This is a genomic window from Catenibacterium sp. GCM10023432, assembly GCF_042651925.1.
Lineage (GTDB): Bacteria > Bacillota_I > Bacilli_A > Erysipelotrichales > Coprobacillaceae > Catenibacterium > Catenibacterium mitsuoka.
The window spans coordinates 1-12,553 of record NZ_JBHSEB010000072.1 but is presented as its reverse complement, the minus strand read 5'-3'; the positions used below and the strand labels follow the sequence as shown (position 1 = coordinate 12,553).

Sequence of the window (12,553 nt, the reverse complement as noted above, 5' to 3'; positions counted from 1 at the left end):
AACGGAAAAACGAAAATCAAAGAAATGTGTTATTTCCACTTGACAATCGTCATTTCATAACAGATTAGAAGGGGATTGGGAGGAATAAGTATGAGTAAGCTTACGATTGATGATCTTATTAAGAAAGCAGAAGAAGCAGATAAAGCAGTAGAAGAAGCACATAAAACAGGAAATCACATAAAAGCCAAAAATACTTATCAGGAGTTATATGATTTATTTAAGTGTGAACTAGGAGAGAAACATCCTACTACATTAAAGGTCTTAAACTATCTAGCAAGCTCTTATTATGATTTAGGGGATTATAACAAGGCATGTGAACTGCAGAATGCAGTTTATAATGCCAGTAAAGAAATTTTGGGAGAGAATCATCCTACTACATTAAAGGTCTTAAACTATCTAGCAATCACTTATTCTAGTTTAGGGGATTACAACAAGGCGCTAGAAATGCAAAATGCAGTTTATAATGCCCGTAAAGAGATTCTGGGAGAAAAACATTCAGATACATTAACTTCATTAAACAATCTAGCAAATTCTTATTCTGATTTAGGGGATTACAACAAGGCACTAGAAATGAAAAATGCAGTTTATAATGCCCGTAAAGAAATCCTGGGAGAGAAACATCCAGATACATTATCTGCCTTACACAATCTAGCAAACTCTTATTCTTATTTAGGAGATTATAACAAGGCATGCGAACTGCAGAATGCAGCTTATAATGCCCGTAAAGAGATTCTGGGAGAGAAACATCCAGATACATTAACTTCATTAAACAATCTAGCAATCACTTATTCTAGTTTAGGGGATTATAACAAGGCACTAGAAATGAAAAGTGCAGTTTATAATGCCTATAAAGAAATTCTGGGAGAGAATCACCCAGATACATTAACTTCATTAAACAATCTAGCAATCACTTATTCTAGTTTAGGGGATTATTACAAGGCACTAGAAATGAAAAATGCAGTTTATAATGCCCGTAAAGAAATCCTGGGAGAGAAACATCCAGATACATTAACTTCATTAAACAATCTAGCAAGCTCTTATTCTTATTTAGGAGATTATAACAAGGCATGCGAACTGCAGAATGCAGTTTATAATGCCCGTAAAGAAATCCTGGGAGAGAAACATCCAGATACATTATCTGCTTTACACAATCTAGCAATATTTTATTCTGATTTAGGGGATTACAACAAGGCATGTGAACTGCAGAATGCAGTTTATAATGCCCGTAAAGAAATCCTGGGAGAGAAACATCCAGATACATTAAATTCATTAAACAATCTAGCAAGCTCTTATTCTTATTTAGGAGATTATAACAAGGCATGCAAACTGCAAAATGCAGCTTATAATGCCCGTAAAGAAATCCTGGGAGAGAATCATCCGGATACATTAACCTCATTAAACAATCTAGCAATATTTTATTCTTATTTAGGGGATTACAACAAGGCATGTGAACTGCAGAATGCAGTTTATAATATCCGTAAAGAGATCCTGGGAGAGAAACATCCAGATACATTAAATTCATTAAACAATCTAGCAAATTCTTATTCTGATTTAGGGGATTACAACAAGGCACTAGAATTGAAAAATGCAGTTTATAATGCCCGTAAAGAGATCCTGGGAGAGACTCATCCAGATACATTAGCTTCATTAAACAATCTAGCAAATTCTTATTCTGATTTAGGAGATTATAACAAGGCATGCAAACTGCAGAATGCAGTTTATAATGCCAGTAAAGAAATCCTAGGAGAGACTCATCCAGATACATTAGCTTCATTAAACAATCTAACAAATTCTTATTCTTATTTAGGAGATTATAACAAGGCATACAAACTGCAGAATGCAGTTTATAATGCCCGTAAAGAGATCCTGGGGGAGAATCATCCGGATACATTAACTTCATTAAACAATCTAGCAATATTTTATTCTTATTTAGGGGATTATAACAAGGCATGTGAACTGCAGAATGCAGTTTATAATGTCTGTAAAGAGATCCTGGGAGAGAATCATCCAGATACATTACTTGTATTATCTAACTTACTAGTTTCACAGTTTCATCAAGATAAAACAGATAATGAATCTATCAAGAATCATATGATTGCATATTTTGAAAATATTAATAATCTTAAGATAACTGCCTTTAGTATAAAAGAAGTCTCTTTTAGACGAAACTATCTTGTATCATTCAATCGTGTATATAGATTATTAAAATCCTGCGTCTTTGAAAGAGATATCCACGACTTAATAGGATATCTCTTTACCAATAAGAACCTCTCTTTTGAGATGGATGTCAATAGATTCCACAATGAAACAATGGGTGAAAGATTATCTCTAGAAGAAGTATCTCATGAGATAGACAATAATCTGATTATTGATTTCTATGAACTTGATAATTCTAAGTATGGCATTATTCTGATAAAGAAAGGAAAGTATTCACAGTGTGTTATTGATCATGAAGATATCATCAGTGGTTCATTTATTAATAATGAAGATATTGAATCATTTATTGGTTCTCTTGAAGACTATGATCATATTTATATCTGTCCTGATGGTAAACTCTATAATTTATCCTTTGAAAGAATACTTAACTGCTTAAATATTTCCTACCTAAGTTCTGTACAAACACTCTTTAATAAGAATACGGATGATAATTACACAGATCAGCTTGTATCCTTTGTCTATCCAGATTTCTCAGGTACACAATCTGAAGATAACGATAGAGGAGATACAAAAGGTGTACTCTATGGTTCATATCTAGAAGGTATGTTCATTCATGATATCTATGGTGAGAAGTCCACTATATATAGTTCATATCAAGCCAATCATGATAACTTCCTTAATACAAGAAGGCCAAAAATACTTCACGTCTCTACACATGGTGACTACCTAAATAATGAACAGATGGAACCAATGGACAGAGGTATTCTATGCTTATCAGGATATAACGTAGAAGATAATAATTCTGGTTATATCAGTGCTAAAGAAATACAATATATGGACTTAAAGGGTACAGAATTAGTTGTATTATCAGCATGTAATACAGGACTTGGTGAGAATATAAGTGGTGAAGGAATCTATGGTATTAGACGTGCCTTTGAGCTTGCAGGATGCCAGACATTACTGCTTACAGTAGAAGAAGTAGATGACTTTAACTCTGCTATATTTATGAAATCATTCTATGAAAGATACAATCAGACAAACAATATCTATCAGTCCTTCAAGGATACCAAGGAATACTTGAAAGAACATGGCTTAAAAGAACTCAAAGAATTAAGAGATGTTTTTGAGAAAGAAATGAAGAACAAGATTAAGAATCCATTCATTTATACAAGAAACCTCAATGAACTCAACAATAGAATTGAGGAAAGTGAAACTATTGGACAAATAGTCAGAAAGAAGAATAATCAATATATTCAGGAAGATTGGAATGGATTCATTATTCAGGGAAAGATAGAAAACTAATAATCGTATTTAAAGGGACAGCAATGTTACGGTTGCTGTCCCTATGTTTTTACTGTTTACCTCTGTACTTAGTATTATATTATTAGAGTCTTCGATGATAATAGTACCATCGTACAAAACCAAATGCACCGATGGCTATATAGATCAATATGATTAATGCTGTAACAGAAATTGAAAATTGATTATCACCAATTTTGATTTTAGACCAACGATCAAAGTATTTGGTGTTGTAGAACCACCATAAGTTAAGTATTACTAAGATTAGTTCTAACATATGTATCCTCCTCACAAGGCAATAAAGATTAAGGAAAGTGTAGTTGAAATGTTGATACACTTTCTTATGCCTTTCATAAAATAACTTATTGGTTATTTAAATTCCCTGTTTTTGTCTTAAAACATTTTAACTTTCAGCATTTACTGTCTTTTGATTTAAGGAGTATAGAATAGTTGTTTTTAATAGATTAGAATGGAATTGACCGATGTTGTTGGGAGGAATATGTATGAATATATTTACAATTGATAGCCTTATCAAGCAAGCAGAAGAAGCGCATAATGAAAAAGATTATGTAAAAGAAAAAAATGCTTATCAAGAGTTATATGATTTATATAAGCATGAACTAGGTGAATTGAAAGATGTTGATAATTATTATAGATATTTGAAAGTTTACAACGAAGCGTTAGAACTATATGAAGAAGATTATGTCGCATATAAAGAAATTCTTAGGGAGCTTAGGGAGAATCATTTTCCTACATTGTTCGCTGTAAGTGATTTAGTGAACTTATATTCTGATTATAATAGGACAATACAACTACTGAGTACGCTTTATGACGCATGTAAAATAATTTTAGGAGAAAATCATCCTGCTACACTATCTGTTTTAAACGATTTAGCAAACTCTTATTCTGGTTTAGGAGATTATAATACTGCATTAGAAATGAAAAATGCAGTTTATAATGGAAGAAAGAAAATTCTAGGAGAGAACCATCCGGATACACTATCTTCACTACTTAGTTTAGCAAACTCTTATTCTGATTTAGGGGATTACAACAAGGCATGTGAACTGCAGAACTTAGTATATAATGTATTTAAAGAAATTCTAGGAAAAAATCATCCGGATACATTATCTGCCTTAAACAATCTAGGAAATTCTTACTTTTATTTAGGAGATTACAATTCAGCGCTAGAAATAAGAAATGCAGTTTATAATACAAGAAAAGAAAATTTAGACGAGGATGATCCAGATACATTAAGAGCACTTGCTAATCTTGCAAACACTTATTCTTGCTTAGGAGATTATAATAAGGCATTTGAATTACAGAATACAGTTTATAATATCCAGAAAGAAATTCTGGGCGAGAATGATCTTGATACGTTATTATCATTAAACAATCTAGCAATATTTTATTCTTATTTAGGGGATTATAACAGGGCATTAGAAGTAGAAAATAGAGCCTATAATGCATTAAAAGAAAATTTAGGAGAGAGTCATCCAGATGCATTACTTGCATTATCTAATCTACTATTTTCACAGATTTATCAAGACAAAACAGATAATGAATCTATCAAGAATCATATGACTGCATATTTTGAAAATGCTAATAATCTTAAGACCACTGCTTTTAGAATAAAAGAAATATCTTCTAGAAGAAACTTTCTTAAATCATTTAATGCAGTGTATGAATTATTGAAAACTAGTGTCTTTGAAAGAAACATCAAAGACTTACTAGATTATCTTTTCATCAATAAGAATCTCTCTTTTGAGATTGATGTTAATAGATCCCACAATGAATCAATGGATGAAAGATTATCTCTAGAAGAAGTGTCTCATGAGATAGGCAATAATCTGATTATCGATTTCTATGAACTTGATGATTCAAAGTATGGTCTTATTCTCATAAAGAAAGGAAAGTATTCACAGTGTGTTGTTAATTATCCAGATATTATCAATGGTTCATTTATTAATGATAAGGATATTCAATTATTCATTGGTTCTATTAGAGACTATGATCATATTTATATCTGTCCTGATGGTAAACTCTATAACTTATCCTTTGAAAGAGTACTTAACTGTCTCAATATTTCTTATCTAAGTTCTGTACAGACACTCTTCGATAATGATACGGATGATGGTAACACAGATCAGCTTGTATCCTTTGTCTATCCTGACTTCTCAGGTACACAATCTGAAGATAGCGACAGAGGCTATACAAAAGGTGTGCTCTATGGCTCATGTCTAGAAGGTACGTTCATTCGTGATATTTATGGCGAGAAGTCCACTATATATAGTTCATATCAAGCCAATCATGATAACTTCCTTAATACAAAAAGACCTAGAGTACTTCATGTTTCTACACATGGTGACTATCTAGATAATGAAAATATGGAACCAATGGATAGAGGTATTCTATGCTTATCAGGATATAACGTGGAAGATAATAATTACGGTTATATCAGTGCTAAAGAAATACAGTATATGGACTTAAAGGGTACAGAACTAGTAGTATTATCAGCATGTAATACAGGACTTGGTGAGAATATAAGTGGTGAAGGTATCTATGGTATTAGACGTGCCTTTGAGCTTGCAGGATGCCAGACATTACTGCTTACAGTAGAAGAAGTAGATGACTTTAACTCTGCAATATTTATGAAATCATTCTATGAAAGATATAATCAAACAAACAATATCTATCAGTCCTTTAAGGATACCAAGGAATACTTAAAAGAACATGGCTTAGTAGAACTCAAAGAATTTAGAGATGTCTTTGAAAAAGAAATGAAGAATAAAATCAAGAATCCTTTCATCTATAAAAGAAATCTTAATGAACTCAACAAAAGAATTGATGAAAGTGAAATTATTGGGCAGATAGTCAGAAAGAAGAATAATCAATATATTCAGGAAGACTGGAATGGATTTATTATTCAGGGAAAGATAGAAAACGCATAGTAGTAGAAAAACAATCCCCCTAAATCATAGGGGGATTGCTTTATGCTGTTTTCAGACTTTTTTTCATTTTCACTAACGCAACAACTGCAAGTACTGCATTAATTAAACACCAGAATGACCAGATATATAAGTCACCATAACTTCCAGCACCAGTAAATCCAAATAAAGCAGCTAAACCAAATAATACAACTAATGCAATATTGCCACCTTTTTTAACACTCTTTCTCACACAGATTGAAACAATACCACCAGCAAGTAAAAGAATTGCGACAAATAATCCAGCACTTCCTCCAGCTTCTCCATTTGCTGACATTGTATTGGCTACACCAGCCAATGCTGATTGGAATAATACAAATACGCTTAATACGATTGACAATATTCCAGAAACTAATTTCCAAGTTTTCATGATTAAATTCTCCCTTCAAAATATATACATAAACACCATTAAGTGTGTTTACCTTCATTTGATATATCATAAATAACAATATCAAAATTCTCGTATATAATAGTCCTGTATGAAAAAATGTTCAATACATATATATCGTATATGCACGTATTTACTTATTTGTGCATGAATAATTTATCCAAGCATCATAAAAGGGGGGTACCATTCAGGTGCCCCCTCGCTTTTAATCAAAATCAAAATTATCTTTATTCTTTTCTTTAAAGATTTCAAATATCTCATTCAATAATTCTTGATCATCTACTGAATGATAGTTTTCTTCATCAGAATCATCATCTGATTCTTCACATCTTAAGATTACTACTTCATCTGTATCATCCTCTACAGGTAATAAAACAACATATGCTTCATTATTATGTTCAATCAAATCAAGATATTCAAACTCTACTTCATTTCCGTGTTCATCATTTAATACGACAATATTATCCATTAGTCATCCCTCTTACTATATTCTTCTCCATATTTCACAAGACGATCAAACTTCTTCTGGTTCTCTTCATTTTCAAAAGTAATTTTCTTAATATTATTTAACTTATAAAGAGCTTCAGTCGTATCTTCAAATACATCTTCATCATGTTCTCTATGCCATGTAGTATAATCCTTATCAATCAGATAAGCCATCTTCTTACCCTCTAGCAATGCATCTACATAATCCTCAGCAGCATCACCAATCTCATGATTTTTAAAAGAATCTTCTGCATGCTCATACTTGCTTAAATACTTCAGTTCAGTATCTACATAGCGAGTATAGATTTCTGTTGTGAGTTCCGCATCATTTTCTTCGATTTCCCATCTTGCTTCTAAGGCTTTCTTTAAATCCTTATAGAATGCATCATCAATTGATTCTTCTGTTTGAGTTGTTGTATCAGTTTGTTTAGTGGAATTACTCTGTCCTGTATCCTTATTATTGTTGGTACATGCACTTAAACCAAACACTAACATACACGATAATAATAATGTAAATAGTTTCTTCATAGTGGAAACCTCCTTTCACAGTAATTATATAGGAAAATGATTTCTAATTGTGAAAAAATGCATTCTAAAATTTAAATAAGTATAGTATTGACCTTAAAGCGTGCTTTAAAGATAGAATAGGCAAGAAGGGGGAAATTATGGCTAAAAGAATTAATCCATTAGAGGGATCATTATGGGATAAGATCCTTGCATTCGCATTGCCTTTAGCAGCTACAAGTATTATCCAGCAGTTATTCAATTCCTGTGATGTAGCGACTGTAGGACAGTTTTCAGGAAGTCATTCATTGGCTGCAGTAGGGAGTACTGCACCAATTACTAATCTATTTATCACTATCTTTGTAGGTTTCTCAGTAGGTGGAAATGTGATTATTTCACGTTTCTTAGGAGCACAAAGAGAAGATAGAGCCAATCAGGCCATACATACAGCACTTGTATTATCTATTATTACTGGTTTTATTGTTTCTATTATTGGAGAAATCATTGCCCGTCCACTACTAGAACTCATGTCCACACCAAAAGAAGTACTCCCCCTTGCCGTACTCTACTTAAGAGTCTGTTTCATAGGAATGTTCTTCTTAACAATCTATAACTTTGAATCGGCCATACTAAGAGCAGGTGGAGATACCAAAAGACCACTTTATTGTTTAATTATCTCAGGTACAATCAATGTTGTATTGAACTTGATATTTGTTATTTTGTTTAAATTAGATGTTGCTGGTGTAGCTCTAGCCACTATGATTGCTGATGCGACAAGTTCTTTATTGTTGTTTAGGATTCTTTATAAAGAAGAAGGTGCATTACAGGTCAGACTAGACAGAATGAAGATAGAGTGGATCTATACAAAAGAAATACTTGTGATTGGTATTCCTGCCGCAATACAGGGAATGTTGTTCAATATTTCTAATATCATCATTCAATCAGCTATTAATAGCTTAGGTGCTGATATTGTTGCAGCTTCTACTGTTGCCTTGAACTTTGAAATGTATTCTTATTTCTTAATTACAGGATTTGCTCAGGCAGCTATTACCTTTACATCACAAAACTATGGCGCAAAGAACTATAAAAGATGTATCCAGTCTATTAGATGGTGTATGTTACTTGGTGCACTTTTTACAGGTGCTATCAGTGCACTCTTCGTATCATTCTCACCACTCCTAGCAGGAATCTTTACATCAGATCCTGCCATTGTGAAAATAGCCTGTATCCGTATTTCTATTGTAGTCACATTTGAAGTACTCAATATGACGATAGAAATCATGTCAGGTGCACTCAGAGGACTAGGCAATCCAATGATTTCTACAGTACTCTGTATTGTCTTCACTTGTGCTCTAAGATTGGCTTGGATTTTTATCATCTTTGCTAGAGTACAAACATTCCAGTCAGTATTAGTCGTTTATCCAGTCAGCTGGGCTGTGACTTCAGCATCTATTGTGATTGCTTATCTTGTAGTAAAAAAGAAGAAACTTATTATGTAAGCCAGAATCAACTCTGGCTTTCTTTTTGTTACAGTTTTCTTTAAAATGAATAATAAGGGAGGGATAACCCATGAAACAACATAACACATTAACACTTAAACAATTCATCATAAGATCTGTAGGAGTATATTTCATTACTCTTGTTATATTTTGTTTATTTATATTCAAAGTCATCCCAGGCTGCTCATTACTCCAATCCAAACTTGTTTTATTCTTACTTACAATACTTATTTTTGGACTCATTTACTTTGAGAAAGATGACAGAAGAAATTATTTAAGTATAGCGCTTAATGTGCTTATGCCTTTTGGTATCTATACTACAATCGCATATATGCCACTTCTTACACTACCCCTTGGATTAGTATGGGGAATACTTATTACACTTAATATTATTTACATCGGTTTATATTTATCTAGAGTCAAAAGAAGAAACTATAACTCATTATTAGAAAAATCACAGTTTGTGATTGGTTTGGCTTCTCTCTTATCACTTGTCATTGTATTAAGCTTTACTTTATTTGGTTCTTCTATCATTCAATCATCCACTAAGATTTCAAACAATACAGATGTCTATATGAGAAAATATGATGAAAAATCTTTAAAGAACTTACATCACTGGTCCAAACTTACACGTAAAGAGAAGCTTAATACCTTACAGACAATATGCAATAACGAAAGAGATTATTTAGGTATACCATTTAGAATCAAGGTAGGGGCTGGTAGTGGTCTTTCACATTCCTATGCACAATATAATAACAAATCAAAAGAAATCACTTTTGAAATCAGTCAATTAGACCATGCATCTTCTACAACTCTCTTAGAAGCATTACTTCATAGTACATATCATGCTTATGAATATGCCCTTGTTGATTCCTATGACACAATGAGTGGTGACTACAATAAGCTATTAGACTATCGTACTATTGCGACCTATAAGAAAGAATTCTCTACAAAGGTCACAAATAAGGCAGTGAACTACAATCAGATCAATGAATCGAATGCGGAAGCTTATGGTGCAGAAGCTCTTCAGGACTATCAAATCAAGCTCAAACATACAAAATAATAAAAATGAACAATACAAGATTGTATTGTTCATTTTTTTGTGCATACGTCCTTTTCAATTTAAAATATTGTACGGAATTTAGTACAATCAATTATCAAAGTGATAAAAAGTTACTAAAATATAGACACAATTGTATAGAATTTAGTAAATACATGAATAAAACTATAAATTGTCATTAAAATACAAAAAAATATGTGAAATTATGTTGACAGTATACAATTTTTAGACTAAACTTATCACCATAGTAGAAAACAAAATACTACAGGAGGAGAATATATGAAAACAGGTAAAACAGTAAAAGTATTGCTTACCGCTGCAACTGCTGCAGGAATGTTAGCTGGCTGTGGTTCTAAGACAGATACTGATACATTTAGATTTGCAAGTGAATTAGATATTCAGGGTATGGATTCTACAGTAGTTGATGATGGTATGTCATTCAACGCAGTTCACGCTATTACAGATGGTTTAACAGCCGTTAACGAAAAAGGTAAGACTGCACCTGCAATTGCTAAGAGCTGGGATGTAAGTGATGATGGTAAGACTTATACATTCCACTTAAGAGATGCAAAGTGGTCAAATGGTGATAAGGTTACTGCAAATGACTTCGTTTATTCTTGGCGTAAGATCATCAAAAATGCTGGTAACTATGCTTATATGTTAGGTAGCGAAGGTGCTTCAGTTAAGAATGCAGATGCACTCATGGAATTAGGTACTAATGCAACTGATGAACAGATGGCTACTCTTGGTGTTACAGCTAAAGATGATAAGACTTTAGTAGTAGAACTTGAAAACAAAGTTCCATATTTCACAGACTTAATGGCATTCCCATGCTACTTCCCACAGAACGAAAAGTTCGTTGAAAAATGTGGTAAGAACTATGGTACTAAGCCAGAATACACTATTTCAAATGGTGCTTATAAGATGACTAAGTGGGTTAAGGGAAACAAAGCAACATTCACTAAGAACGATAAGTACTATGATGCTAAAACAGTAGCAACTAAGAATCTTGAAATGTACTTAGTACAGGATCCTAAGACTGCTGCACAGAACTTTGACAATGGCAAAGTTGACTATGCAACAATCAACTCTACATTAGTAGATAAGTATAAAGGTAAAGATACTTTCACAACATTCAATGAAGGTTACTTATTCTACTTACAGTTAAACTTCAAGAACAACACTGTTGCTAACAAGAACGTAAGAGAAGCTTTAGCTTATGCAATCAACAGAAAAGATTTATGTGAAAACGTATTAAAAGATGGTTCTATGGCTGCAACTGGTTTCGTTCCATCTCAGTTATCTACTAGCCCAGCTGGTAAAGACTTCCGTGATGATGCAGATAAATATGTAAGCTATGACCAGAAGAAAGCTCAGGAATATTTAGATGCAGCTAAGAAAGAATTAGGTACTGATACAATCACTATCGATTTATTATATGGTACTGATGAATCACCAATGGATACTATGGCTGAATACTTACAGGGCTCATTCACTAAGTTAAAAGGCTTAAAGGTAAACATGGTTGCAACTGTTAAGAAAGACAGAATCTATAACAGAGAAGCAAATGGTAACTTCCAGGTAGTATGTACTCGTTGGGGACCAGACTATGCAGATCCAACAACTTACTTAAACTTAGCTTTAACTGGTAACCAGAACAACTATGGTAAATATACTAATACGAAGTTTGATGCATTAATGGAACAGATCCAGAAAGAATCAGATTTAACTAAGCGTTGGAATTTAATGATCCAGGCTGAAAAAGTTATGATGGAAGATATGGCTTATATCCCAGTATTCGAAAAAGGTTCTGCGGCATTAAAGGCTAAGAACGTAAGTGGATTAGTACAGGTACCAGTAGGAACTCCATATACTTTCAAATATGTTAAATTAAAATAACCTCTACTTTGTGTCAAAACAGAGTGGCCTAGGAGATAGCAGAAATGCTGTCTCCTTTTTTTGTGTTTTGATTAAACATTTACAATATTTCTGATATCAGTAAAATGTAATGATATTTTAATATATTTACAAAGAAAAGGTACAAAACGATTGACTATATCTGATGTACAGCGTAAACTACACAACTGTTAACATTAATAATAAATTGGTAGAGTCAAAAGTTTATGAAAAACTTGATGAATGACAGATTTCAGGGCTCGATGAACGATGCGATATC

Annotated in this window: 9 protein-coding genes; 5 read left to right on the top strand and 4 right to left on the bottom strand. The window is 32.7% G+C overall.

What is annotated here, in order from left to right:
- Window positions 1-90 precede the first annotated feature (90 nt).
- Window positions 91-3,459, top strand: coding sequence for a CHAT domain-containing protein (locus ACFOZZ_RS09180; RefSeq protein ID WP_376815112.1), 3,369 nt, complete (start codon window positions 91-93; stop codon window positions 3,457-3,459).
- Between the two features lie 82 nt (window positions 3,460-3,541).
- Here the strand turns inward: ACFOZZ_RS09180 and ACFOZZ_RS09175 are convergent, their stop codons facing one another.
- A complete protein-coding gene (locus ACFOZZ_RS09175; protein ID WP_376815111.1) occupies window positions 3,542-3,733 on the bottom strand; it encodes a hypothetical protein in 192 nt (63 codons plus the stop codon).
- Window positions 3,734-3,959: 226 nt separating this feature from the next.
- Here ACFOZZ_RS09175 and ACFOZZ_RS09170 point away from each other — a divergent pair, with 226 nt between their 5' ends.
- Window positions 3,960-6,404, top strand: a complete 2,445-nt coding sequence (locus ACFOZZ_RS09170; RefSeq protein WP_376815110.1) for a CHAT domain-containing protein — start codon at window positions 3,960-3,962, stop codon at window positions 6,402-6,404.
- 40 nt (window positions 6,405-6,444) lie between these two features.
- On the opposite strand, the gene ACFOZZ_RS09165 is transcribed toward ACFOZZ_RS09170, so the two are convergent.
- The 3 genes from ACFOZZ_RS09165 to ACFOZZ_RS09155 form a co-directional block, all read right to left on the bottom strand.
- A complete protein-coding gene (locus tag ACFOZZ_RS09165) occupies window positions 6,445-6,810 on the bottom strand; it encodes a hypothetical protein (protein WP_006506838.1) in 366 nt (121 codons plus the stop codon).
- A 223-nt stretch (window positions 6,811-7,033) separates the two neighbouring features.
- Complete coding sequence (locus ACFOZZ_RS09160; RefSeq protein ID WP_055233365.1) at window positions 7,034-7,297, bottom strand: DUF1292 domain-containing protein; 264 nt, start codon at window positions 7,295-7,297, stop codon at window positions 7,034-7,036.
- Window positions 7,297-7,842, bottom strand: a complete 546-nt coding sequence (locus tag ACFOZZ_RS09155; protein ID WP_055233364.1) for a hypothetical protein — start codon at window positions 7,840-7,842, stop codon at window positions 7,297-7,299. The genes ACFOZZ_RS09160 and ACFOZZ_RS09155 overlap by 1 nt, the downstream gene beginning before the upstream one ends.
- 137 nt (window positions 7,843-7,979) lie before the next feature.
- Between ACFOZZ_RS09155 and ACFOZZ_RS09150 the strand changes: the two genes are divergently transcribed.
- The 3 genes from ACFOZZ_RS09150 (at window position 7,980) to ACFOZZ_RS09140 (ending at window position 12,276) form a co-directional block, all read left to right on the top strand.
- Entirely contained in the window at window positions 7,980-9,317 is a 1,338-nt protein-coding gene (locus ACFOZZ_RS09150) for an MATE family efflux transporter (protein WP_376815109.1), read from the top strand.
- A gap of 70 nt (window positions 9,318-9,387) precedes the next feature.
- Window positions 9,388-10,380: a hypothetical protein gene (locus ACFOZZ_RS09145; protein ID WP_376815108.1), complete on the top strand. Its 993-nt coding sequence runs from the start codon at window positions 9,388-9,390 to the stop codon at window positions 10,378-10,380.
- Window positions 10,381-10,656: 276 nt separating this feature from the next.
- Complete coding sequence (locus ACFOZZ_RS09140) at window positions 10,657-12,276, top strand: peptide ABC transporter substrate-binding protein (protein WP_055233361.1); 1,620 nt, start codon at window positions 10,657-10,659, stop codon at window positions 12,274-12,276.
- The last annotated feature ends 277 nt before the right edge of the window (window positions 12,277-12,553 follow it).

Bases quoted from the DNA above. Each gene is read 5' to 3' on its own strand.
- ACFOZZ_RS09140 (WP_055233361.1), top strand. From the start codon at position 10,657: ATGAAAACAGGTAAAACAGTAAAAGTATTGCTTACCGCTGCAACTGCT.
- ACFOZZ_RS09145 (WP_376815108.1), top strand. From the start codon at position 9,388: ATGAAACAACATAACACATTAACACTTAAACAATTCATCATAAGATCT.
- ACFOZZ_RS09170 (WP_376815110.1), top strand. From the start codon at position 3,960: ATGAATATATTTACAATTGATAGCCTTATCAAGCAAGCAGAAGAAGCG.
- ACFOZZ_RS09150 (WP_376815109.1), top strand. From the start codon at position 7,980: ATGGCTAAAAGAATTAATCCATTAGAGGGATCATTATGGGATAAGATC.
- ACFOZZ_RS09160 (WP_055233365.1), bottom strand. From the start codon at position 7,297: ATGGATAATATTGTCGTATTAAATGATGAACACGGAAATGAAGTAGAG.
- ACFOZZ_RS09165 (WP_006506838.1), bottom strand. From the start codon at position 6,810: ATGAAAACTTGGAAATTAGTTTCTGGAATATTGTCAATCGTATTAAGC.
- ACFOZZ_RS09180 (WP_376815112.1), top strand. From the start codon at position 91: ATGAGTAAGCTTACGATTGATGATCTTATTAAGAAAGCAGAAGAAGCA.
- ACFOZZ_RS09175 (WP_376815111.1), bottom strand. From the start codon at position 3,733: ATGTTAGAACTAATCTTAGTAATACTTAACTTATGGTGGTTCTACAAC.
- ACFOZZ_RS09155 (WP_055233364.1), bottom strand. From the start codon at position 7,842: ATGAAGAAACTATTTACATTATTATTATCGTGTATGTTAGTGTTTGGT.